16 protein-coding genes and 1 pseudogene are annotated in these 23640 nt (G+C 71.9%); 11 read left to right on the top strand and 6 right to left on the bottom strand.

From position 1 onward, the window contains the following. Nucleotides 1-39 precede the first annotated feature (39 nt). On the bottom strand, nt 40-1287 hold the full coding sequence (locus tag ACF1AG_RS19585; protein WP_359601605.1) for a cation:proton antiporter: 1248 nt from the start codon (nt 1285-1287) through the stop codon (nt 40-42). Nucleotides 1288-1291: 4 nt separating this feature from the next. After that, the gene (locus ACF1AG_RS19580; protein WP_359601604.1) at nt 1292-1762 is read right to left on the bottom strand and encodes a TrkA C-terminal domain-containing protein; all 471 of its coding nucleotides are present in this window, start codon (nt 1760-1762) and stop codon (nt 1292-1294) included. A 303-nt stretch (nt 1763-2065) separates the two neighbouring features. Between ACF1AG_RS19580 and ACF1AG_RS19575 the strand changes: the two genes are divergently transcribed. The 4 genes and pseudogenes from ACF1AG_RS19575 to ACF1AG_RS19560 all read left to right on the top strand — a co-directional run. Further along, the gene (locus ACF1AG_RS19575; RefSeq protein WP_359601603.1) at nt 2066-2902 is read left to right on the top strand and encodes a universal stress protein; all 837 of its coding nucleotides are present in this window, start codon (nt 2066-2068) and stop codon (nt 2900-2902) included. Nucleotides 2903-3649: 747 nt separating this feature from the next. Then, on the top strand, nt 3650-4948 hold the full coding sequence (locus ACF1AG_RS19570) for a GDSL-type esterase/lipase family protein (protein WP_387797113.1): 1299 nt from the start codon (nt 3650-3652) through the stop codon (nt 4946-4948). Between the two features lie 239 nt (nt 4949-5187). Then, on the top strand, nt 5188-7596 hold the full coding sequence (locus tag ACF1AG_RS19565) for a family 20 glycosylhydrolase (protein ID WP_387797115.1): 2409 nt from the start codon (nt 5188-5190) through the stop codon (nt 7594-7596). Nucleotides 7597-8012: 416 nt separating this feature from the next. Then, nucleotides 8013-9497 (top strand): annotated as a pseudogene (locus ACF1AG_RS19560) (exo-alpha-sialidase); the annotation flags it as partial. 729 nt (nt 9498-10226) lie between these two features. On the opposite strand, the gene ACF1AG_RS19555 reads toward ACF1AG_RS19560, so the two are convergent. Continuing rightward, the gene (locus tag ACF1AG_RS19555; protein ID WP_359604191.1) at nt 10227-10649 is read right to left on the bottom strand and encodes a secondary thiamine-phosphate synthase enzyme YjbQ; all 423 of its coding nucleotides are present in this window, start codon (nt 10647-10649) and stop codon (nt 10227-10229) included. Between the two features lie 91 nt (nt 10650-10740). On the opposite strand from ACF1AG_RS19555, the gene ACF1AG_RS19550 reads away from it, so the two are divergent. Beyond that, nucleotides 10741-11817: an NAD(P)-binding domain-containing protein gene (locus ACF1AG_RS19550; protein ID WP_391810097.1), complete on the top strand. Its 1077-nt coding sequence runs from the start codon at nt 10741-10743 to the stop codon at nt 11815-11817. Nucleotides 11818-11824: 7 nt separating this feature from the next. Here the strand turns inward: ACF1AG_RS19550 and mltG are convergent, their stop codons facing one another. Both mltG and ACF1AG_RS19540 read right to left on the bottom strand, forming a co-directional pair. Further along, complete coding sequence (mltG, locus tag ACF1AG_RS19545) at nt 11825-12682, bottom strand: endolytic transglycosylase MltG (RefSeq protein ID WP_387797118.1); 858 nt, start codon at nt 12680-12682, stop codon at nt 11825-11827. Between the two features lie 43 nt (nt 12683-12725). Then, nucleotides 12726-14528, bottom strand: a complete 1803-nt coding sequence (locus tag ACF1AG_RS19540; protein ID WP_387797119.1) for an ABC transporter ATP-binding protein — start codon at nt 14526-14528, stop codon at nt 12726-12728. An 85-nt stretch (nt 14529-14613) separates the two neighbouring features. On the opposite strand from ACF1AG_RS19540, the gene ACF1AG_RS19535 reads away from it, so the two are divergent. From ACF1AG_RS19535 to ACF1AG_RS19515, 5 genes are all read left to right on the top strand, one after another. Continuing rightward, nucleotides 14614-15102, top strand: a complete 489-nt coding sequence (locus ACF1AG_RS19535; protein WP_359604199.1) for a MarR family transcriptional regulator — start codon at nt 14614-14616, stop codon at nt 15100-15102. Between the two features lie 145 nt (nt 15103-15247). After that, nucleotides 15248-17092 carry an ABC transporter transmembrane domain-containing protein gene (locus tag ACF1AG_RS19530; protein ID WP_387797122.1) on the top strand — a complete coding sequence of 615 codons (1845 nt, stop codon included), beginning with the start codon at nt 15248-15250 and terminating at the stop codon, nt 17090-17092. After that, on the top strand, nt 17089-18870 hold the full coding sequence (locus ACF1AG_RS19525; protein WP_359604202.1) for an ABC transporter ATP-binding protein: 1782 nt from the start codon (nt 17089-17091) through the stop codon (nt 18868-18870). Before ACF1AG_RS19530 ends, ACF1AG_RS19525 begins: the two co-directional genes overlap by 4 nt. Before the next feature lie 452 nt (nt 18871-19322). Further along, on the top strand, nt 19323-19793 hold the full coding sequence (locus ACF1AG_RS19520) for a DUF5709 domain-containing protein (protein ID WP_359604204.1): 471 nt from the start codon (nt 19323-19325) through the stop codon (nt 19791-19793). 51 nt (nt 19794-19844) lie between these two features. Further along, the gene (locus tag ACF1AG_RS19515) at nt 19845-20117 is read left to right on the top strand and encodes a type B 50S ribosomal protein L31 (protein ID WP_359604206.1); all 273 of its coding nucleotides are present in this window, start codon (nt 19845-19847) and stop codon (nt 20115-20117) included. A 55-nt stretch (nt 20118-20172) separates the two neighbouring features. Here ACF1AG_RS19515 and ACF1AG_RS19510 read toward each other — a convergent pair whose 3' ends face one another. Beyond that, the gene (locus ACF1AG_RS19510) at nt 20173-20967 is read right to left on the bottom strand and encodes a metal-dependent hydrolase (RefSeq protein WP_359604208.1); all 795 of its coding nucleotides are present in this window, start codon (nt 20965-20967) and stop codon (nt 20173-20175) included. A 145-nt stretch (nt 20968-21112) separates the two neighbouring features. On the opposite strand from ACF1AG_RS19510, the gene ACF1AG_RS19505 reads away from it, so the two are divergent. Further along, the gene (locus tag ACF1AG_RS19505; protein ID WP_359604209.1) at nt 21113-23626 is read left to right on the top strand and encodes a DUF3516 domain-containing protein; all 2514 of its coding nucleotides are present in this window, start codon (nt 21113-21115) and stop codon (nt 23624-23626) included. The last annotated feature ends 14 nt before the right edge of the window (nt 23627-23640 follow it).

The raw sequence follows: 23640 nt of genomic DNA, 5'->3' as shown, positions 1-23640 counted from the left end.
TCGCGGGGGCCGTCCGGGCCCTACGTACGGTCGGCGGGGTCAGCGGTCGCGGCCGCTGTCCTCCATCGGCTCCAGCGACTCCGCGACGGGCGTGCCGCGCTGGGCCGGCACGGTGTCGGCCGGCGGCGTGCCGCGTCCGGCCAGACGCATAGCGATCGGCTCGGTGTAGCGGGCGGTGAGCGGCCCGATGATCACCAGGACCAGGACGTACGCGGTGGCCAGCGGGCCGAGCTGGGGCTCGATGCCGGCGGTGACGGCGAGTCCGGCGATGACGATGGAGAACTCGCCGCGCGCCACCAGGGTGCCGCCCGCGCGCCAGCGGCCCTTGGCGGAGATGCCGGCCCGGCGGGCCGCCCACCAGCCGGTGGCGATCTTCGTCAGGGCGGTCACGACGGCCAGGCCCAGCGCCGGGAGGATGACCGGCGGGATGGACTGCGGGTCGGTGTGCAGGCCGAAGAAGACGAAGAACACCGCGGCGAACAGGTCGCGCAGCGGGGCGAGCAGGTTGTGCGCGCCCTCCGCGACCTCGCCGGACAGGGCGATGCCGACAAGGAACGCGCCGACGGCCGCCGAGACCTGGAGCTGCTGGGCGATGCCGGCGACCAGCAGGGTCAGGCCGAGGACGACGAGCAGCAGCTTCTCCGGGTCGTCGCTGGAGACGAAGCGGGAGATCACGCGGCCGTAGCGGACGGCGACGAAGAGCACGAGGCCGGCGACGCCGAGGGCGATGGCGAGGGTGACGCTGCCCGTGGCGAGGCTGACGCCGGCCAGCAGGGCGGTGATGATCGGCAGGTAGACGGCCATCGCCAGGTCCTCGAGCACGAGGATGCTGAGGATGACCGGGGTCTCTCTGTTGCCGAGCCGGCCGAGGTCGCCCAGGACCTTGGCGATGACGCCGGAGGAGGAGATCCAGGTGACGCCCGCGAGCACCACGGCGGCGACCGGGCCCCAGCCCATGAGCAGGGCGAGGGCGGCGCCGGGCAGGGCGTTCAGCGTCATGTCGACGAGACCGGCCGGGTACTGCGTCTTGAGGTTGGAGACGAGGTCGCTGGCCGTGTACTCGAGGCCGAGCATGAGGAGCAGCAGGATGACGCCGATCTCGGCGCCGATCGCGACGAACTCCTCACTGGCGCCGAGTGGCAGCAGACCGCCCTCGCCGAACGCGAGGCCGGCCAGCAGGTAGAGGGGGATGGGCGAGAACTGGAGGCGTCCGGCGAGTCGGCCGAGCAGGCCGAGGCCGAGGATGATCGCGCCGAACTCGATGAGGAAGATCGCGGAAGAGTGCACGCGCTCACTCCCGCCCGAGAATCTCGGCGGCGGCGTCGATGCCCTCGCGGGTGCCGATGACGATCAGGGTGTCTCCGCCGGCGAGGCGGAAGTCCGGGGCGGGCGACGGGATCGCCTCCGCGCGGCGGAGGACGGCCACGATGGACGCGCCCGTGTCGGTGCGTATCCGGGTCTCGCCCAGGAGACGGCCGTTCCAGTGGGAGACCGAGGACAGTTCGATGCGCTCGGCGACCAGCCCCAGGTCGGTGGTGTGCAGCAGGTTGGGGCTGTGGTGGGCCGGCATCAGCGCGTCGATGAGCGCGGCCGACTCGGCGATGCTGAGCCGCAGCGAGCGGGCGCAGGCGTCGGGGTCGTCGGAGCGGTAGACGTTCACCGTCCGGGCGCCGTCGCGGTGCGCGATGACGGACAGGTGCTCGTGCTCACGCGTGGTGAGGTCGTATTTCACACCGATGCCCGGCAGCGGTGTCGCGCTCATCCGTGGAGCAGGCACAGCCCGTCCCCTTCCCGTTTCTTCTCATGTCGTCCGGCGTGCGGGCTGAACGAACCGGCGCTCGGCACCGGGTGGCAACCCCCACTGCCGTAATGGTGCCATCCCGCCATTCGGCCGGAACATGGGTGTTGCCACGGATGGACAGGTTCCGGAGCCGCCGCAAGGATCTTCGAGGCCGTCGTGTCGTCGCAGGTCAACGGGGCACACCAGACAAAGCATGGGATTGCGGTGCGTAGTGGACCGCCCGTGTGGGTACTCGGTGACACCCTCCGGGGACGGGAGTGTGTGGTGGACGACACGGTGATCGTCGGAGTGGACGGCTCCTCCTCCAGCCTCGCCGCAGCCGACGTGGCGGCCGAGGAGGCGAGGCTGCGCGGGGCCCGGTTGCGGATCGTGCACGCCTTCGCCCGGCCCTCCGACCTGGATCCGATGATCCACGGGGTGCTGGCCGAGACGGAGCAGCGGATCAACGAGCGTGTCCCCGGACTGGAGATCACGCGCACCGTGGTGGCCGGCGACGCCCTGACGGTGCTGCGGACCGAGTCGCGGCACGCGGTGCTGACCGTGCTGGGGCGGCGCGGCCGGAGCCGCTTCGGTGATCTGCTGCTGGGCTCTACGACCATGCAACTGGCGGCGCACGGGCACGGCCCTCTGATGGTTCTGCGCGGGCGGCCCGACCCGCAAGGGCCCATCCTGCTGGCCACGGACGGCTCGCCCGCCGGGAACGCCGCCGCGTCCTTCGCGTTCACGGAGGCCGCACTGCGCGGGGCGCCGCTGACGGCGATGCACGTCTGGAACCTCTGGAGCGAGCCCACGCCGTACGAGGAACCGGGCGACCCGCTGAGCGTGGTGGTGGACCTCGACCAGCTCGAAGCGCGTCACCGGCGCCTGCTGGGGGACGCGATGAAGCCCTGGATGGCCGCCCACCCGGACGTCATGGTGCAGCCGCGACTCGAACGGGGCCGCGTCCGCCAGGCGCTCCTGGAGGCGACACACGAGGCGCAGCTGGTGGTGGCCGGGGCACGCGGCCACGGCGGGGTGGCCGGGATGCTGCTCGGCTCGGTCAGCCAGGCGCTGCTGCACCACGCCGAGTGTCCGGTCACCGTGGTGCGGTCCCTGGCCTGAGATCGGCCGGCCGAGAAGCCCGGCGGGACCGGACGGTCGGGGTTGCCGCCCGGTTGGGAACGGTCCGATCTCGTCGGCGACATGCGAGTCCAGAAGTGTGGCCTGGGCGGCGCAGCCTTGTCGGCCTCGTGTCACAGCCCGGTGGCGTCCGCCCCGGCCTCACCCCCGATCCGCCCCTGACCCGCCCCTGACCCGCCCCTGACCCGCCCCTGACCCGCCGACGACGGCGGCAACATGCGGGACGGCGGCCACATGCGGGACGACGGGCACATGCGGGACGACGGGCACATGCGGGACGGGGCACGCGGCAACAGGAACACCACGACCGACGCGAAACGAACCTCGCTGCACCTCGTCCCGGTTGGCCTGCCTCACCTTGTGAAATCGCTGTGGCAGGACCGGAGTTGTGGCGTCCCTGCCTCTTGACGACGCCTCTCGCCGTCTCCTACCGTCCAGTGGTCAAGACATCAGACGTCTGCTGTCAGGGCTGTGCGCCTGTCCGGGCCGGTGTGCGTCAGAAGCAACACGGACGACTCGGCTGCCGTCCACGCCGTCTGCGGCATCACCACGCTCATCCGGCAGCCGTCCGCCTCCACCGCGATCCGGACGCGGGCTTTCGGCCCGCAGTCCAGCCGACCACCAGGCCTGGCCGGGAGAGGACCCGTCACGTCCTCGGCCATCCGTACGAGGCCCACCCCGGAGTCGATCGAAGCGGCCCGCACGGGCCGATCAACACGAAGGGCAGAGATGCGAAGACGAGCAATGCTGGCCGCCGCCGGCTCCCTGGCCGCCGCGATCACCATCCCCACGGGGCGGGCGTTCGCCGCGCAGACGGTCGGACCGGTGCTGGACCACCGGATCGAGAAGACCTACGACGGCAGGTCGTACACAGACCTCTCCGCGCAGGTGGGCGCCGTCAGAGGACTGACCTCCGGGACCATCCTCGCCACATGCAGGACGACCAGCCGCAATCTGGCGATGACCCTGCTCAGCGCCTCGAACCCGGCGGACCCCTCCAGTGAGGTCTTCTTCGGACTGGCGGGCGGCGCCTTGCAGTTCGTCGTCCGTGACAAGGCCTCCGTCAAGGTGAACCGCCTCACCCGCACGATGTACGACGACGGCGAATGGCACACCTTCGCCGTGACGGTGTCCGCCGGCGGCACCACCTTCCACGCCGACGGACGCCCCGTGCTGACCCTGGCGAACACCGCGTTCTTCTCCGCCGTCTCCGGCATGGCCTCGGTCAACGTGGGACGCAACGTCGACAGCACCAGCCCCGGCGGCGAATGGTTCTACACCGGCGGCATCCGCCGGGTCTCCGTCTACGACCGGGTGCTGACCCAGGCCGAGTTGCAGGCGGAGAGCGTCCGCGTGGACGTCGCGGACTTCGGCACCATCTCCACGATCCTCAACTCCGACACTCCGGCCAACTGGGTGATCACCGGGGACAGCATCACGCACGGCGCTCTGTACACGTACGGCTGGCGCAGCTACGCCGAACACTTCCAGGAGCGCGTCCGCTGGGAGCTGGGCAAGACCAAGAACAGCGACTTCGTGGTCGACACGGGTGTCAGCGGCAGCACGACCAACGACCTCGTGGCCGTGTTCTCCCAGCGGGTGACGGCGTTCACACCGCGTGTCGTGTCGATCATGCTGGGCACCAACGACGTCGCGACCGCGGCCATCAGCCGGGCGGTCTACCGGGCGAACCTCGTCAGGCTGGTCGACGCCGTCCGGGCCCTGCCCGGCGGAGTCATACCGATCCTGCAGACGCCCAACGCCGTCGACCTGACCCGGTGGAGCAACCGCACGGCACTCGGCGACTACGCCGAGACCATGCGGGAGGTCGCGCAGGCGGAAGGTGTCGTCCTCATCGATCACCACACCCACTGGCTGGCGTCCAACGGCGGCAGCGCGCCCACCCGGCTCCTGGCGGACGGGCTCCACCCCGACCAGCGCGGACACCTGTTCCTGGCCCACAAGATGATCAAGGACTTGCGCATCTTCGACCCCGGGAGCCGCGTCTGCTCCCTGACCATTCCCTAGCGCGACGGGACGGGACCGGGATCGGGCAGCCGGGGGGGGCACCGAGCCGCACCTGATCACGCGACACCGCGGAGCACGACGAGTGAGGCCCTCGGGCGGCAGGCCGGAAAGCCGGGCGCCCCAAGGGCCTCGCCGCTGAAGCGAACCCGAGGAACAGAAGGCCCGCACCACACCCAGTCCTTCCGACACGCAAGGCGTCCCATGTCCTGTCGATCGACCCAGCCCTGACTGAGGTGGTCATGCGCACGAGACAATCCGTTCTTCCTCTCCTGATGGCCGTCCTGCTGACCGCGGGACTCCTGCACCTGGGGGCCGCGAGCCCCGCCTCCGCCGCCGGCAACGCCGCCCCCGCCGTCCACCCCGCCCTGCGCGAGTGGCAGGGCGGCGAGGGCACGTTCCGTCTGAAACCCACCTCGCGGATCGTCGTCGAGGGCTCCTCACTCGCCGACACCGCCCGTACGTTCGCCGCCGATCTCGCGATCGTCACCGGACAGACCCTCCCCGTCGTCACCGGAGGCTCCCCCCGTCCCGGTGACATCAGCCTGCGCATCGGCCCGGAAGATCCCGAACTCGGCGTCCAGGGCTACGCGTTGGACATCGGCGAGGTGCTGGCCGTGACGGCCGCCGGTGAAACCGGGGTGTTCTACGCCACCCAGACCGTCGAGCAGGCCCTCAAGCTCGACGAGCACCGCAGGTCGGTACCTCGTGGCAGCGCCCGGGACTGGCCCGCCGTCGAGCAGCGAGCACAGATGCTCGACCTCGGGCGCAAGTTCTTCCCCCTGGACGAACTCAAGGCGCAGATACGCGAGATGGCCTGGCGGAAACTGACCACGTTCCATCTGCATCTCACCGACTGGAACGGCTTCCGCATCCAGCTCGACGATTTCCCCGGCCTCGCCTCGGACGACGCCTACACCCCCGCCCAGCTCCGGGAACTGCAGGACTACGCCCGCAAGTACCACGTCGACATCGTCCCTGAGATCGACCTGCCCGGACACGCCACCGCCATCACCTCCTACGACCCGTCGCTGCGCTTCGCCTGCGCCTCTATGGACTACGGCACATGGCCCGGCGGGGAGAACGGCGGCTGGACCCTGGACATCACCAAGGAACACACCCGTACCTTCGTGCACGACCTCCTGGAGGCCGTCATCCCCCTGTTCGACGGCGAGTACTTCCACGTGGGCGGTGACGAGATCGGTCTGGACAACCGCAAGGAAGCCTGCCCGGAGCTGGTCGCCCACCAGAAGGCCCGCGGCTTCACCTACGCGGGAGACGTCTTCGTCGACTTCCTGAACACTCTGAACGACCAGGTCCGTTCGCACGGCAAGACCACACAGGCGTGGGAGTGGTGGGACCAGTACGGGCAGAAGTCGTCGATCCAGCCCGACAGGACGATCGTCTTCGACGACTACATCGACCGTGACCCGACGCCGCTGGTCTCCAAGGGCTACACCGTGGTCGCCGCTCCGGAAGCCGTGCTGTACGTGAGCCCCGGGCTCGGGCAGAGGCCCGGCCAGTACGGTTACGTCGACATCGGCGAGGTGTACGAGAACTACGCCTTCCCCACCCCCGAGCAGGGAGGCGGACGCGTCCTCGGCTACAAGGTGGCCCGCTGGGCCGACAAGGCTGAGACGAAGAGCACCGCCTTCTTCGACCACTTCGCGCGCAGGCCCCTGCAGGTGCTGGCCGAACGCGCCTGGGGCTCACCGCGGTCCTCCTCCGTGTGGGAGTTCCTGGCCCGGGTGGACGCCGTAGGAGGCCCGCCGGGCTCCCCCGCCGGTCACCTCACGGCCCTGCCCAAGGCGGGCATCACCGTCACCGCCGACAGTCAGGAGACCTCCGCCGAGAACGGACGTGCCGCCAATGTCGTCGACGACAACCCGTACACGGCCTGGCACACCGCCTACACCCCCGCCACGACGCCGCTGCCGCACCACGTCACCCTGGACCTGGGCGCACAGCGGCGGCTCGCCGGCTTCCGCTACCTGCCCCGGCAGGACGGCGCGGCCAACGGGCGCATCAGCGGCTGGACCCTCGACGTCAGTTCCGACGGCGCCTCCTGGCAGACGGTGGCCCGGGGCACCTTCGCGGACGACGTGACGGAGAAGGAGACAACCTTCGCGCCGGCCCAGGCCCGCTACGTGAGGCTCGTCGCGCTCTCCGCCGGGAACGGCCTCACGCACGCGGGTGCCGCCGAACTCACGCTCCTGACACCCGCTTCCGTCCCGGGGCCCGGCAGTACGTTCTCGATGCTGAACGCGGGATCCGGCAAGGCCGTCGACGTGCCCGCCTCGAGTGCGACGCCCGGCACCCCGCTGGTCACCTGGGCGCCGCACGGCGGCGGCAACCAGACCTTCACGGCGGTCTCCGCACCCGACGGCAGCCACACGATCAGGAACGTGAAGAACGGCTTGTGCCTCGACCTGCGCGGAGGGGCGTCGACGGCCGGCGCCGAGATCGTCCAGTGGACCTGCACCGGCGGGGAGAACCAGCGCTGGTCCGTCACCGCCCATCCGGGCGGCGGCTTCGCCGTGAAGTCGAAGAAGAGCGGACTCGTGCTGGCCGCGGGTGGCACCGGCGACGGCGCCCCGCTGGTCCAGCAGGCGGACACCGGGGCGGCCGACCGGCGCTGGTCGTTCGGCTGACCCGGCCCGGGCCGGACCGGACGACGGCGACCGCGGCGCTCCTCCTCGGAACAGGACGCCGCGGCCACCGTAGCGGGCATCCAGCGCAGGAGTCCGGTTGCCCGGCCGGCGTGTCGGGCATCCGGCACATGCGTCCGGCTGCCCGGCGCGCTCCTCAAAACCCCTTCCCACGCAGGGCTTTCGGCTCGACTGCCTTGAACGGCGACCGGCGTCCTCGTCGTTCCGGCGTGCGGCAGCATGCCCGGCTCACCGGGACACGGACGTTCCCTTGACGACGGCCACAGGTCGACCTACTGTCCTCCCATTCCTCCGAACATCAGACGTCTGCTGTCTTAGCGGTCTGGTTTCTGAACCACAGATGAGGCTCTCCCGGCTGACGCGCGCAGCACCAGGCCTCCGTCCCCGAAAGGGATCACATGCAGCGAAGAATCGTCCCTCTCCTGCTGTCCTTCACCATCACCGCCACGCCGGCCGCCGCCCACACCGCGCACGGCGCCCCCGCCGCTCCTGCCGCGCCGGCCGTCGAGAGACAGGCGGCCGCCGACGGCCTGGTCACCCAGGATCTGGCGACCCGTAACGACGGATCTCCCGTCTACCGCATCCCGGCACTGACGAGGACCGTCAAAGGCACGCTCATCGCCGCCTACGACGCACGTCCTTCGATGGCCGATCTGCCCAGCAACATCTCCGTGGTGGTCCGGCGCAGCACGGACGGCGGCGCCACCTGGCAGACGCAGCAGACCGTCCGGAGCGAGCCCGCACCCAACGGCAACGGAGACCCCAGTCTTCTCGTCGACCGTGACACGGGCCGGATCTTCCTCTTCTACTCGTCCACGGTGAACCGGGGCTTCGCCGGCTCGGAGACCGGTAACGACGAGACCAACCCCAACGTCCGGCAGGCCGACTACAGCTACTCCGACGACGACGGCCTGACCTGGAAGCACCGGCGCATCACCGCGCAGATCAAGAACCCGGCCTGGGCCGGCATGTTCGCCGCCTCCGGTGAGGGGATCCAGCTGCGGCACGGCCCCCACAAGGGAAGGCTGATCCAGCAGTACGCGGTCCGGGCCGACGGCGCCAACCGCGCGGTCAGCGTCTACAGCGACGACCACGGCGAGACCTGGAAGGCCGGTACACCCACGGCCGGGGGCGGGGACGAGAACAAGGTCGTCGAACTGTCCGACGGCCGGATCATGCTCAACAACCGCTCCGCGCCGTACCGCACGATCGCCTACTCCACCGACGGCGGCGTCACCTACACCCCCTACCAGAGGGACACGGCGCTCCCCGACCCGGCGAACAACGGATCGGTCACGCGCTTCGCGCCGGACGTGCCCGCCAGCCACCCCAGGTCGAAGTGGCTGCTGTTCAGCAACACCGAGGACACCGGCATCCGGCGCAACCTCACCGTGAAGATGTCCTGCGACGACGGCAGGACCTGGCCCATCCGCAAGGTCCTCAACACGGGCGCGTCCGCGTACTCCACGCTCACCCCGCTGTCCGACGGCACCGGTTCCAACCCCCGCGTCGGCATGCTCTGGGAGCGTCAGGGCTACCAGCACATGTCCTACTCCTCCTTCGACCTGAAGTGGCTCGGCGGGGTCTGCGCCCCCGTCACGGTCACGGCGCCCGCGACCGTGAGGGCGGGCGAGAAGGCCGTGTTCGACGTCCGGGTGGTCAACCAGAACGACCGCCCCCTGCCCGCGGGCAGTGTCGATCTCGACCTCCCCGAGGGCTGGGACGCCACGGCGGCGACGGTGCCCGCCCTCAATCCGGGGCAGGGCGCCACCATGAAGGTGACGGTCGATGTCCCCCTGACCGCTGTCGGCCTCCGGCAGGCCAAGGGCGTGTACTCGGTCCGGGACGCGCGCTCCTACGGAACCGGGACCTTCAACGTCACCGCGGCGGCCGGCGCCCCCGCGGCGCCCGCGATCTCGTCCCTGCCCGTCCTGGACAACCTCCAGGCAGCGGGAGCGACCGGTCCCGTCGGTGACACGATGGTGTACTGGACCCGCGTGTCCAACGTCGGCAACACCACGCTGAGCGACGTCCAGTTGAGCGGGAACCTGACCAACCTCACCGCATGCGCGAGGGCGACGCTGGCTCCCGGCGCCGAGTACGTGTGCAAGGGCGCCAGGCGCACCGTCACCCAGGCCGACCTCGACCAGGGCTTCGCCCCGCAGGTGACCGTCGTCGGCACCGCCCCGGACGGAACCCAGGTGTCCTCGACCGTCACCGGGGACCGCGCCCGGATCCACTAGCCGCGGTGGACTTCGCGAAGTCCACCGGGTGACCGGGCGCACGAGCCGGACGCCGCGGCCGTGGGGGGGGGGGCCCGGGGGGGGGGGGGGCCCCCCCCCCCCCCCCGCGCCCCCCGGGGGGGGGGGGGGGGGGGGCCCGGGGGGGGGCCCCCCCCCCGGCCGGGCGGTCGCCCCCTCGCCTCCCCGGGGGGGCGCCCCCGCCCGCGCCGGGCGCCGCGGGGGGGGCCGCCCCCCCCCCCCCCCCCCCCCCCCCCCCCGGCCGCGGCGTCCGCGCCATGCGGGTCGGACGGGTGACCGGCACGTGTCGGCCGCCCCCGCTGACCGCCTGCTCGGCCGGCGGGTACGCGTCACCTGTGCCGGGCGCAGTGGTCAGCCGAGGAAGCTGAGCCGGACCTTGCGGTCGGGGTTGTCTCGGTTGGTGTCGACCAGGCAGACCGACTGCCAGGTGCCCAGTTCCAGACGGCCGTTGATCACGGGGAGCGTCGCGTGGGGCGGGACGAAGGCGGGGAGGACGTGGTCGCGGCCGTGGCCGGGGCTGCCGTGGCGGTGCTGCCAGCGGTCGTCGGCGGGGAGCACGGTGTGCAGCGCGGACAGCAGGTCGTCGTCGCTGCCGGCGCCGGTCTCGATGACGGCGATGCCGGCCGTGGCGTGCGGCACGAAGACGTTGAGCAGGCCGTCCCGGCCGGCCGCCGCCTCCCGCAGGAAGGCCTCGCAGTCGCCGGTGATGTCGACGACCCGCTCGGTGGAGCCGGTGGTGAAGGTCAGGACTCGGGTGGTGAAGGCGTCGGACATGCGCCCATCCTGACGCACTCGGCGCCCCGGCCGTGCGTCCCGGCGCTGCGCGTCCGGGAAGATCCACCGCACCCGGGGTGTTGGTGCAGACGTGAACGATGTGCGCGAGGTCGAGGTGGTCGTCGTGGGCGCCGGGCAGGCCGGACTGTCGAGCGCCTATCACCTGCGGCGGACCGGCTTCGAGCCGGACCGCGACTTCGTCGTCCTGGACCACGCCCCCGCCCCCGGCGGCGCCTGGCAGTTCCGCTGGCCCTCGCTGACGTACGGCAAGGTGCACGGAATGCACGCGCTGCCCGGGATGGAGCTGACGGACGCCGATCCGCTGCGGCCCTCCTCCGAGGTGATCGGCGCGTACTTCGACCGCTACGAGAGGACGTTCGACCTGCGGGTGCGCCGTCCGGTGGACGTGCACGCGGTGCGGGAGGGGCCCGGCGGGCGGCTGCTGGTGGAGACCTCGCACGGCACCTGGGCGACCCGCGCGCTGATCAACGCGACCGGCACCTGGGACCGGCCGTTCTGGCCCCGCTACCCCGGCCAGGAGACGTTCCGAGGACGGCAGTTGCACACCGCGCAGTACCCGGGGCCCGAGGCGTTCGCCGGGCTGCGGGTGGTCGTGGTGGGCGGTGGCGCGTCCGGCACGCAGCATCTGCTGGAGATCGCCCCGTACGCGGCGGCCACCACCTGGGTGACCCGCCGGCCCCCCGTCTGGCGGGAGGAGCCGTTCGACGAGAACGCCGGCCGTGAGGCCGTCGCCCTCGTCGAGGAGCGGGTGCGGCAGGGGCTGCCCCCGCGCAGCGTGGTCTCCGTGACGGGGCTGCCGCTGAACGACGCGATCCGGCGAGGGCTCGAGGAGGGAGTGCTCGACCGCCTGCCGATGTTCGACCGCATCGCGCCCGAGGGCGTGGTGTGGGACGGCGGGCGCCGGGTCGCCGCGGACGTGATCCTTTGGGCGACCGGCTTCCGTCCCGTGATCGACCATCTCGCGCCGCTGCGGCTGCGGGAGCCGGGCGGCGGGATCCGCGTGGAGGGTACCCGGGCGGTCGCCGACCCGCGGATCCACCTGGTCGGCTACGGCCCCTCGGCGAGCACGATCGGCGCCAACCGGGCCGGACGGGCCGCCGTGCGGGACATCAGGCGGCTGCTGGCCGAGGAGCCCGCCGCGGCCTGACCTGCGGTCATGTCGAGGACGGCTCCGCGGACCTCTCCGTCGCCTTCTTCCGTTCGGCCTCCGCCTCCGCCACGTTGCGCTGGTGCTCCGCGAGGTCCGCGGTGAAGCGCGTCTCCCCCTGCCGGACCGTGACGAAGTACAGCCAGTCACCCGGAGTGGGATTGATCGCGGCGCGCACCGCGTCCTCTCCGGGGTTGTCGATGGGGGTCGGCGGCAGCCCCATGCGCCGGTAGGAGTTGTACGGGCTGTCGGCCTCGGTGTCGGCGGGGGCGGTGCGCGCCTTGCTGCGGTTGAGGGCGTAGTCGACCGTGGAGCCCATCTGCAGCGGCATGCCGCGCTCGAGGCGGTTGAAGATCACCCGGGCCACCTTGCCCATGTCGGCCTTGGTGGCCGCCTCGGCCTGGACGATGCTGGCAACGGTGACCGCCTGGTAGACGTTCATCGCGTTGCGCTGCGCGCCGGCGGCGACGGGAGCGCCGTTGAACTTCTTGTTGGCCGTGTCGACCATGCGGGCCAGCAGCTTCTGCGGGGTGGCGTTCTCCGGGAGCGGATACGTGTCCGGGAAGAGGTAGCCCTCGGGGTTGCCCTCGGCCTCGTTCGGCAGCTTGAGGCCTGCCTTGGCGAGGGACTTCTTGGTGGTGCCCGCGGGCAGGTCGAGGGTCTTGTCGATGGCGGCGTAGACCTGGCTCGCCCGCCATCCCGCGGGGACGACGAGGGCGTCGGGACGGGGCTCCTCCTCGTCGGCCATGATCAGCAGCGGCACCGCCACGGCGGTGCCGGCCACGACGGCCCCGAGCGTCGCCAGGGCGAAACGGCCGCGGCGCGTCAGTCGGATCGAGTTCCGTGACGGAGTGTTCGTCTGCATGCGGGCACGGTAACCCGCATATCGCCACAAACCCGGCATATTTTCAGCTTGTCGGCTCCAGTCGGGCGTCCCGTCGCACGAGGGCCGCGTACCGGCCGCCGCGCTCCAGCAGTTCCTCGTGGGCCCCGCGCTCCACGACGCGCCCCGCGTCCAGGACCACGATCTGGTCCGCGCCGCGGACCGTGGACAGCCGGTGGGCGATCGTGATGGTGGTCCGGTCGGCCGACAGCGCGTCGATCGCGGCCTGGACCGCCGCCTCGGTACGGGTGTCCAGCGCGCTGGTCGCCTCGTCGAGGACGAGCACCGGCGGGTCGCGCAGGATGGTCCGGGCGATCGCCAGGCGCTGCTTCTCGCCGCCGGAGAAGCGGTGGCCGCGCTCACCGACGACGGTGTCGTAGCCGTCCGGCAGGGCCGCGATGTGGTCGTGGATCTGGGCCGCCTTCGCCGCCGCGTGCAGTTCCTCGTCCGTGGCGCCGGGCTTGGCGAAACGCAGGTTGTCGGCGACCGACGCGTGGAAGAGGTACGTCTCCTGGGAGACGACGCCCACCGCGCGGGCCAGGGTGTCGAAGTCGAGGTCGCGCACGTCCACCCCGTCGAGGGTGACCCGCCCGCCCGTGACGTCGTACAGCCGCGGCACCAGGTGGCCCAGCGTGGACTTGCCTGCGCCGGTCGGGCCGACGACGGCGAGGCTGCCGCCGGGCGGGACGATGATGTCGATGCCGTCGAGCACCGGGCCGCCCTTGCCGTCGTAGCCGAACGAGACGTTCTCGAAACGGACCTCGCCCTTCACCCCGTCCAGGCGCACCGGGTCCTCGCGCTCGGTGATGTCGATCGGCAGGTCGAGGTACTCGAAGATGCGCTGGAAGAGGGCGAGCGAGGTCTGGATCTGCACGCCGGTGGACAGCAGGCTGACCGCCGGGCGGAAGAGACCCTGCTGGAGCGAGACGAACGCGACGATGGTGCCGATCGACACTTCCGGGCCGCCCGAGTGCAGGGCGAGGCCGGCCGTCCAGTAGATGACCGCCGGCATGGCGGCCATGACGATCGTGATGACCGCCATCCGCCAGCGGCCCGCCATGCTCGACCGCACCTCCAGATCGACCAGCCGCTCCGACTCGTCGGCGAAGGCGGCGGTCAGCGAGTCGGAGCGGCCCATCGTGCGGCCGAGCAGGATGCCGCTGACCGACAGCGACTCGGTGACCGTGGCCGCCATCGTCGCCATCTGCTTCTGGCGCCGGGTGGTGATCTTCTTGCGTTCGTTGCCGACGCGGCGGCTGATCCAGACGAAGACGGGCAGCAGTGCCAGCGACACGGCCGTCAGGCGCCAGTCGAGCGCGAGCATCGCCACGATCGTCGCGACCACGCTGGTGAGGTTGGAGACCAGCGAGGTCGCCGTCGAGGTGACGGTGGCCTGCATGCCGCCGATGTCGTTGGCGATGCGGGACTGCACCTCGCCGGTGCGGGTGCGGGTGAAGAAAGCGAGCGACATGCGCTGAAGACGCCCGTAGACGGCGGTGCGCAGATCGTGCATGACGCGCTGGCCCACGGTCGTGGAGATCAGGGTCTGCAGCACGCCGAAGACACTGGTGAGCACGGCGCTGAGGACCATGCCGAGCACCAGCAGGCTGAGCAGGCCGGTGCGGCCCTCGGGGAGCGCGACGTCGAGGATCGCCTTCAGCAGGAACGGCGAGGCGACCGACACGAGCGACGACGCCCCGACGAGCAGTCCGACGATCGCGAGGCGGCCCCGGTAGGGGCGGAAGAGGCGCAGGATGCGCCGCACCTGCCGGGGCTCCTGCTCGGCTCCGGCGGGCGGCGTCCACGCGGGTGCGTGATCGGGGTGCATGGTCTCCTTCGGGGTGCGGCTCTCGATGAACAGTATTCATTGTTACCTGTACTCACAATGAGCGCCATCCTGATAATGTTCCCGCATGACCGCCCCCGACCCCGACGGCCTGCTGGCCGAGCAGCTGCTCCGGCTCACCCGCCGGGTGCATCGCATCCAGAAACGCCATCTGGAGCGGCGCGAGCTCGGCATCACTCCTGCCCAGTCCCGGCTGCTGCGCACCCTCGCGCACTACAGCTCGCCGCCCCGTATGGCCGACCTCGCGGAGCGGCTGGAGGTGGTGCCCCGCGCGGTGACCACGCTGGTCGACGGGCTGGAGGCACACGGCAAAGTGCGCAGGGCCCCGGATCCGGCCAACCGGCGGGTGATCCGCATCGAGCTGACCGACGAGGGCCGTGAGACGCTCCGCGAACTGCGCGCGGCGCGGCGGGCGGCGGCGTCGGAGATCCTCGCCCCGCTGGGTGAACGGGAGCGGGAGCAGCTCGGGGAGCTGCTGGACACCCTGGTCGACGGTCCGCCCGGGCCGCCGTGCGAGGAGGGCGCGGCTCCGCGACCGGACGACGGCGAGAGCTGACGCCCGTCCCGGACGCACGCGTCCCGCGCGCCGGCCGTGGCCGGGAAAACCAGTTGCCCGGGGGTACGTGGCGGAGTCAACCTGTCACGGTTTGCTGCCGCCGTCCGAGGACGTCCGCGGCCCTGCTCCGAGCCACTGGGACACCATGCAGATTCACGACCTTCCGTATCCCGACCCGGGCGTGCCCGACGCCCGCTCGGGTCCTCGATTCCTGTGGTGGCTCTTCCGCAACCAGCTCGGCGGACAGCTGAAGGCGCTGGCCTGGGGCCTGCTCCACTTCGCGTCCGTCGCCTCGCTGCCGTTCTGCGTCGGCGCCGCCGTCCAGGCCGCGGTCGACCGCTCCGGCGGGCGGCTCGCGCTGGCGGGCGGGCTGCTGGCACTGGCCGGCGCGGGCGTCGCGGCCGGCGACACCTTCCTGCACCGCGCCGCCGTCACCAACTGGATCACCGCCGCCGCCCGGGTGCAGCAGCTCCTCGGCCGCAAGGCCGCCGTGCTGGGCTCGGCGCTGACCCGGCGGGTGGCCGCGGGCGAGGTCGTCGCGGTCTCCACGGGTGACGTGGAGAAGATCGGCTGGTTCGTGGAGGCCCTGTCTCGGTTCACCGCCGCCGCGGTCACCATCGTCGCGGTCACCGTCGGCCTCCTCGTCTACCAGCCCGCCCTGGGTGTCGTCGTCGCCGTGGGACTGCCCGTGCTGGCGCTCGCGGTACTGCCGTTGCTGCCCCAGGCGACCCGGCGGGCCGACGTCCAGCGCGAGAAGGCCGGACGGGCCACCGAGCTGGCCTCCGACACCGTCGCCGGTCTGCGGGTGCTGCGCGGCATCGGCGGCGAGGACCTGTTCCTCGACCGCTACCGGCGCGCCTCGCAGGAGGTCCGCCACGCGGCCGTGCGCAGCGCGCGGATGTGGGCGCTGATCGCGGCCGTCCAGGTGCTGCTGCCGGGCCTGCTGCTGATCACGGTGGTCTGGTACGGCGTCCGTCTGGCCGGCGACGGCCGGATCGACGTCGGCGAACTGGTCACCGTCTACAGCTCGGTGATGCTCCTGACCTACCCTCTGCGGCATTTCGAGGAGATCGCCATGGCGTACTCCTTCTCGCGCCCCTCGGCCCGGCGGGCCGCGCGCGTTCTGTCGCTGGAGCGGGCCACGGACACCGCCGGCACACGCGCCGCCGAGATCCCGGCGGGCGAGCTGTACGACCCGAAGACGGGGCTGTGCGCCTCGTCCGGGCTGCTCACCGCCGTGGTGTGCGGGGACCCTGACGCGGCGGGACGGCTGGCCGAGCGGCTCGGCGGGCACGCCGCGCAGGAAGGCACCTCGGTGCTGCTCGGCGGGGTGCCCCTCGACGAACTGCCGCTGGACAGTGCCCGCACGGCCGTGCTGGTGCAGGACAAGGACCCGGTGCTGCTCTCCGGCACGCTGCGGGAGCTGCTCGACGTGCCCGCGTCCGGCTCGGTGGACCCGGGGGCGGCGCTGGAGGCCGCGCAGTGCCAGGACGTGCTGGTCGCGCTGGTCCAGGGGTCGCTGGGCGCGGAGGACCCGATGGACGCCCGCATCACCGAACGCGGGCGGTCGCTGTCCGGCGGGCAGCGCCAGCGGCTCGCGCTCGCCCGGTCGCTGGTCACCGACCCGGAGGTGCTGGTGCTGGACGAGCCGACCTCGGCAGTCGACTCGCACACCGAGGCGCGCATCGCCGAGGGCGTGCGCGGCCTGCGGTCCGGGCGCACCACGGTGGTGTTCACCTCGTCCCCGCTGCTGCTGGACCGCGCCGACCGCGTGGTGTTCCTGCACGAGGGCACGGTCGTCGCAGCGGGCGGCCACCGGGAACTGGTGCGCACCGAGCCCCGCTACCGGGCCGTGGTGACCCGCGAGACGGAGGAGGAGACGGCGTCGTCCGCAGCGCACCGTGCCGACGGCGCCGGGCGGCGCACGGACGAGGTCCCGGACGTCCTCGAGGAACTGGAAACGCTCGAAGAGATCGAGGAGACGGCATGATCGGCGTCGCGCCACCGGCGTACGACCCGGCGGCACCCACCGCGGCCAGCACGCTGCCGGTGGGCACGCCCGCGACCGTACGCGCCTACGTGGCCGAGCTGCTGCGCCGGCACCGGCGGGCCTTCCTGCTGCTGGTCGCCGTCAACACGGTGGCGGTGATCGCCTCGATGGTCGGCCCCTACCTGCTGGGCGGGCTCGTGGAACGGGTTTCGTCCGGCGCGCGGGAGCTGCACCTGGGGCTCACCGCGACCGTGTTCGTCGCCGCCCTCGTGGTGCACGCGGGGTTCGTGCGGCAGGTGCGGCTGCGCGGGGCGGTGCTCGGCGAGCGGATGCTGGCCGACCTGCGCGAGGACTTCCTGGTGCGGTCGGTCGGACTGCCGCCGGGCGTGCTGGAACGGGCCGGCACCGGTGACCTGCTGTCGCGGATCACCACCGACATCGACCGGCTCGGCAACGCCATGCGCGAGGCCGTGCCCCAGCTGGCGATCGGCGTGGTGTGGGCGGCCCTGCTGCTCGGCGGCCTGGTCGTCACCGCGCCGGAGCTGGCGCCCGCGGTGCTGGTCGCGGTGCCGCTGCTGGTGGCCGGCTGCCGCTGGTACTTCCGCCGGGCGCCGGGCGCCTACCGCTCGGAGGCGGCCGGGTACGCGGCGGTGGCCGCCGCGCTCGCCGAGACCGTGGACGCCGGGGGGACGGTGGAGGCGCACCGCCTCGGCCCGCGCCGTGTTGCGCTGACGGACCAGCGGGTGCGGGAATGGACGGCCTGGGAGCGCTACACGCTGTGGCTGCGCTCGGTGCTCTTCCCCGTCGTGAACATCACCCACGTCACGGTCCTCGGGTCGGTCCTGATGATCGGCGGGGTGTTCGTGCTCCAGGGCTGGATCGGCGTCGGCCAGCTGACGACGGCCGCGCTGATCGCGCAGATGCTGGTGGACCCGGTCGGGCTCGTCCTGCGCTGGTACGACGAGCTGCAGGTCGCCCAGGTGTCGCTGGCCCGGCTGGTCGGCGTGCGGGACATCGAGCCCGACGCCGGGGACCCGGGCATGACGCCCGAGGGGCGGCGGCTGCGGGCGGACACCGTGCACTTCGGCTATGCGGAGGGCGTGGACGTCCTGCGCAAGGTGTCCCTCGACGTGCCGCCGGGGACCCGGATGGCCCTGGTGGGTCCCTCGGGCGCGGGCAAGTCCACGCTGGGCCGGCTGCTCGCGGGGATCTACGCGCCCCGGGAGGGACGCGTCACCCTCGGCGACGCGGAACTGTCCCGCATGACCGCGGAACGGGTCCGCTCCCACGTCGCCCTCGTCAACCAGGAGCACCACGTCTTCGTCGGCTCCCTGCGCGACAACCTGCGACTCGCCCGCACCGACGCGGAGGACGCCGAACTGTGGGCGGCGCTCGGCGCGGTCGACGCGGACGCGTGGGCGCGGGCACTGGAGGACGGCCTGGACACGGAGGTCGGCTCGGGCGGGTTCGCGCTCACCCCGGCACAGGCGCAGCAGATCGCGCTGGCCCGGCTGGTGCTGGCCGACCCGCACACGCTGGTCCTCGACGAGGCGACCTCGCTGCTCGACCCGCGCGCGGCACGTCACCTGGAGCGGTCCCTGGCCCGCGTCCTCGACGGCCGCACCGTCGTCGCCATCGCCCACCGTCTGCACACGGCCCACGACGCGGACGTCATCGCCGTCGTCGAGAACGGCCGCATCAGCGAACTGGGCAGCCACGAGGAACTGGTCACGGCGGACGGGGCGTACGCGGCCCTGTGGCGCAGCTGGCACGGGTGACCGGGGCTCACGCCCCGGGGCTGCCCTGGGCCCGCGGGGACTGTCGGATCGCGGGTATGACACAGGCCGGCGGGTCCCCAGGGGCGGGGCGGGCCCCAGGGGCAACCCCGGAGGCGGGGCAACCGGGCGCCTCGCCGTCGGCAGGTGAGCCCACACCCCGCGCGCATGGCTCGCGAACGGGCCATCCGAACCCTCCTCCACAGGCGGCGTGCGCCCCGTGGGTGGTGCTCGGGTCGGCGGCGACGGCGCCTGGGACAGCGGGCCGGCCCCCGGCGGTCACCACCTGTGGCGTTGCGGGGTCGGGAGATCCGGTGGAAGGCTGGAAGCAGGCATCGGCTACGGGAGCGTCCGGGGCCCGGTGATCGGGTCTTGGCGGGTCCGGTGCCCGTGGAGACGGCCCGGGTGCGGGCCACGGCGGGCAACGCGGCCCGCCCCACCCCCTGGAGGTGTCCGTGAACAGCGGTGACGGTTGGGGAGACGACGTCTACCAGCCCGACGCGTCCGAGATCCAGGACGACGCCGGACTGCTGGACGCCGAGGACACGCTGGAGACCGACGGTGTCGCCGACCCCCTGGACCGGGGCTGGTCCCCTCCCGAGCGGCCCTGGGCCGTGGAGCACTACGGTGTGACCGCCGCCGAGCAGCACGAGGGCGAGACCCTGGAGCAGCGGCTGACCGAGGAGCTGCCGGATCTGCCCGTGCCGGACGGCGACGGCGTCGGTGATTCCACCGGCACCGACGGGGAACTCCTGGACAACGAGGTCGGTGCGGCACGCTCCGGCCGGCTCGTCGCCCCCGACGAAGGGGCGCACGAGGACGACGAGGAGGCGCTGGTCGCCTACGACGTGGGCATCGACGGCGCCGCCGCCTCCGCCGAGGAGGCCGCCGTGCACATCGTCGACGAGGACAGCCTGCCCGGCTGACCCCGCCGTTTCCGGCCGCGCTCGCGGAACCCAGCCGCCCGAGGAGCACCCATGCAGAAGGACAAGCACCCCGACTACCACCCGGTCGTCTTCCGTGACCGGGCCGCCGGCTACGCCTTCCTCACCCGGTCGACCGCGTCCAGCGCGCAGACCATCGAATGGGACGACGGCGAGACCTACCCGGTGGTGGACGTGGAGATCTCCTCGGAGAGCCACCCGTTCTACACGGGCAAGGCCAGGACGGTGGACACCGAGGGCCGTGTCGCCCGCTTCCAGCGCCGTTACGGCGGCGAAGGGGTCGAGGGCGGCGGGAGCGACAGCTGACCCGCCCTCCGACGTCGGGCACTGCATGACGTCGGGCACTGCATGACGTCGGGCGCTATATGACGTTGAGCGCCGCTGCGCAGCCCACCCCGCCCAGCAGCATGAAGGCAGGCATCAACACCTTCAGCTCCACCCAGCTGCCGGCGCGGAACCGCAGGGCCTTCGGCGGGCCGATCGGGTACCAGCGCTTGCGCCCCACGGGTATGGGCCACAGGATCGGGCAGCCGGAGACGGTCAGCGCGTCCCCGATGTCGTGCACGATCGCGCCGAGCACGATGGGCAGGCCGAGCCACAGGTATTCCTGACCGGGCTCCGTGAACAGCCAGCTCGCGCCGTTGCCGGGCTCGTCGAGGATGCCCGCGATGATCCAGGCACTCGTCGCGGCCAGCAGCCACACCAGTACGTCGCTGCTGGAGCCTCGGGTCGCCCGCCACAGCAGGCCCTCGATGGCCAGCACCATGTGCACGAAGAGGATGAAGAGCACAGCCCAGCGGTCGCCGGTGATCGCCAGCGCCGAAGTGCCGCCGCCGATCATGACCGCCCACAGCCAGGTGTGGGTGAGGGTGCGGTGACCGCCCGAGCGACGGGGGTCGGCCGGCTTCTTCGTCGCTTTGTAGACGGCGTAGGACAACTTGTCGACGATCTCGCACAGCCAGCGTGAGACCGGGCCGAAGGACCGCGAGATGGTGGCGGACTTGTGGTCCAGGTCCGGCGCGAGCGCGGCGCCGGCGCAGATCAGCGCACCGGCCAGCAGCACGGGCCACGGCATCGGGTACCCGGCCGCGGCGGTCGCCGCCCCGACCCCGAGCCAGGCCGCGGCGCCCGACAGTGAGTGTGCTGGTCCCATCATGACCTGTGCCCGCCCCATTCCTCTTTCGCCGCCGCCCGGTTGACCGGGGACGCTGACGCTGCGCCGGCGACACAGCGTAGCGGTAGTGATCTTCGAGCCGACAGCCGATTCCCGCATCGGGCGAGTGGGCAGGCAAGATGGGGTGGTGACCCTCATCGATCAGCTGCCGCCGAACGCCGACCCCGACGCCCTGTACGAAGCCTTCGAGTCGTGGGCGCAGGAGCGCGGGCTCACCCTCTATCCGCACCAGGAGGAGGCGTTGATCGAGGTGGTGTCGGGAGCGAACGTGATCGTCTCGACGCCCACCGGATCCGGCAAGAGCATGATCGCCGCGGGCGCCCACTTCGCGGCGCTGGCCCGGGACGAGGTCACCTTCTACACCGCCCCCATCAAGGCGCTCGTCTCGGAGAAGTTCTTCGAACTGTGCAAGATCTTCGGCACCGAGAACGTCGGCATGCTCACCGGTGACGCGTCCGTGAACGCCGATGCCCCCGTGATCTGCTGCACCGCCGAGGTGCTCGCCTCGATCGCGCTGCGCGACGGCAAGCACGCCGACGTCGGCCAGGTCGTGATGGACGAGTTCCACTTCTACGCGGAGCCGGACCGCGGCTGGGCCTGGCAGATTCCGCTGCTCGAGCTGCCGCAGGCGCAGTTCGTGCTGATGTCGGCGACGCTCGGCGACGTCTCCTTCTTCGAGAAGGACCTCGCCCGGCGCACCGACCGGCCCACCGCGGTGGTCCGCTCGGCGACCCGGCCGGTGCCGCTGTCGTACGAGTACCGGTACACGCCGCTCACCGAGACGCTGACCGATCTCCTCGAGGCTCGGCAGGCGCCGGTGTACATCGTGCACTTCACGCAGGCGCAGGCCGTCGAGCGGGCGCAGGCGCTGATGAGCATCAACATGTGCACGCGCGAGGAGAAGGACAAGATCGCCGATCTGATCGGCAACTTCCGCTTCACCACCAAGTTCGGCCGCAACCTGTCCCGTTACGTGCGGCACGGCATCGGTGTGCACCACGCCGGCATGCTGCCCAAGTACCGGCGCCTGGTGGAGAAGCTGGCGCAGGCCGGTCTGCTGAAGGTCATCTGCGGCACCGACACCCTCGGTGTGGGCGTCAACGTCCCCATCCGCACGGTGCTGTTCACCGCGCTCACGAAGTACGACGGCAACCGGGTGCGCACGCTGCGGGCGCGTGAGTTCCACCAGATCGCGGGGCGCGCCGGGCGAGCCGGCTTCGACACCGAGGGCTTCGTGGTGGCCCAGGCGCCGGAGCACGTCATCGAGAACGAGAAGGCGCTGGCGAAGGCCGGCGACGACCCGAAGAAGCGCCGCAAGGTGGTACGCAAGAAGGCCCCCGAGGGCTTCGTCGCGTGGAGCGAGCAGACCTTCGAGAAGCTCATCGGGTCCGAGCCGGAGCCGCTGACCTCCCGCTTCCGCGTCACCCACACCATGCTGCTGTCGGTGATCGCCCGGCCCGGCAACGCCTTCGAGGCGATGCGCCACCTGCTGGAGGACAACCACGAGCCGCGCAAGCAGCAGCTCCGCCACATCCGGCGGGCGATCGCCATCTACCGGTCGCTGCTGGACGGCGGCATCGTCGAGAAGCTCGACGAGCCGGACGCGGAGGGGCGCATCGTGCGTCTCACCGTGGATCTGCAGCAGGACTTCGCGCTCAACCAGCCGCTGTCCACGTTCGCGCTGGCCGCGTTCGAGCTGCTGGACCCCGAATCGCCGTCGTACGCGCTGGACATGGTGTCCGTGGTGGAGTCCACCCTGGACGACCCGCGGCAGATCCTCGCCGCTCAGCAGAACAAGGCGCGCGGTGAGGCGGTCGCCGCGATGAAGGCCGACGGGGTGGAGTACGAGGAGCGCATGGAGCGCCTCCAGGACATCACCTACCCGAAGCCGCTGGAGGAGCTGCTCTTCCACGCGTACAACACGTACCGCAAGTCCCACCCGTGGGTCGGCGACCATCCGCTGTCGCCGAAGTCCGTGGTCCGGGACATGTACGAGCGGGCGCTGTCCTTCACGGAGCTGGTGTCCCACTACGAGCTGGCCCGCACCGAGGGCATCGTGCTGCGCTACCTCGCGAGCGCCTACAAGGCGCTGGAGCACACCATCCCCGACGACCTGAAGTCGGAGGATCTGGAGGACCTGATCGCCTGGCTGGGCGAGACGGTGCGCCAGGTCGACTCCAGCCTGCTGGACGAGTGGGAGCAGCTGGCGAACCCGGAGGAGATGACCGCCGAGGAGGCCCAGGAGAAGGCCGACCAGGTCAAGCCGGTCACCGCCAACGCCCGCGCCTTCCGCGTGCTCGTCCGCAACGCCATGTTCCGCCGCGTGGAACTCGCCGCCCTCGACCAGGTGGACGCGCTGGGCGAGCTGGACGGCGAGTCCGGCTGGGACGCCGACGCGTGGGGCGAGGCGATGGACAAGTACTGGGACGAGTACGGGGAACTCGGCACCGGTCCCGACGCCCGTGGCCCCAAGCTGCTCATCATCGACGAGCAGCCGGAGAACGGGCTGTGGCGGGTCCGCCAGATCTTCGACGACCCGAACGACGACCACGACTGGGGCATCAGCGCCGAGGTCGATCTGACCGCCTCCGACGCGGAGGGCCGTGCCGTCGTGCGGGTCACCGCCGTCGGCCAGCTGTGAGCACGGGAGGGACG

The sequence above is a fragment of the Streptomyces sp. NPDC014764 genome (assembly GCF_043082785.1).
GTDB classification, from domain to species: domain Bacteria; phylum Actinomycetota; class Actinomycetes; order Streptomycetales; family Streptomycetaceae; genus Streptomyces; species Streptomyces althioticus.
This window is presented reverse-complemented; position numbering and strand designations above follow the sequence as displayed.

What these genes read in the sequence shown, in the direction of transcription:
- ACF1AG_RS19515 (WP_359604206.1), top strand. Translation starts at nt 19,845, where the DNA reads ATGCAGAAGGACAAGCACCCCGACTACCACCCGGTCGTCTTCCGTGAC.
- ACF1AG_RS19540 (WP_387797119.1), bottom strand. Translation starts at nt 14,528, where the DNA reads ATGCACCCCGATCACGCACCCGCGTGGACGCCGCCCGCCGGAGCCGAG.
- mltG (WP_387797118.1), bottom strand. Translation starts at nt 12,682, where the DNA reads ATGCAGACGAACACTCCGTCACGGAACTCGATCCGACTGACGCGCCGC.
- ACF1AG_RS19535 (WP_359604199.1), top strand. Translation starts at nt 14,614, where the DNA reads ATGACCGCCCCCGACCCCGACGGCCTGCTGGCCGAGCAGCTGCTCCGG.
- ACF1AG_RS19555 (WP_359604191.1), bottom strand. Translation starts at nt 10,649, where the DNA reads ATGTCCGACGCCTTCACCACCCGAGTCCTGACCTTCACCACCGGCTCC.
- ACF1AG_RS19510 (WP_359604208.1), bottom strand. Translation starts at nt 20,967, where the DNA reads ATGATGGGACCAGCACACTCACTGTCGGGCGCCGCGGCCTGGCTCGGG.
- ACF1AG_RS19570 (WP_387797113.1), top strand. Translation starts at nt 3,650, where the DNA reads ATGCGAAGACGAGCAATGCTGGCCGCCGCCGGCTCCCTGGCCGCCGCG.
- ACF1AG_RS19525 (WP_359604202.1), top strand. Translation starts at nt 17,089, where the DNA reads ATGATCGGCGTCGCGCCACCGGCGTACGACCCGGCGGCACCCACCGCG.
- ACF1AG_RS19530 (WP_387797122.1), top strand. Translation starts at nt 15,248, where the DNA reads ATGCAGATTCACGACCTTCCGTATCCCGACCCGGGCGTGCCCGACGCC.
- ACF1AG_RS19565 (WP_387797115.1), top strand. Translation starts at nt 5,188, where the DNA reads ATGCGCACGAGACAATCCGTTCTTCCTCTCCTGATGGCCGTCCTGCTG.
- ACF1AG_RS19580 (WP_359601604.1), bottom strand. Translation starts at nt 1,762, where the DNA reads ATGAGCGCGACACCGCTGCCGGGCATCGGTGTGAAATACGACCTCACC.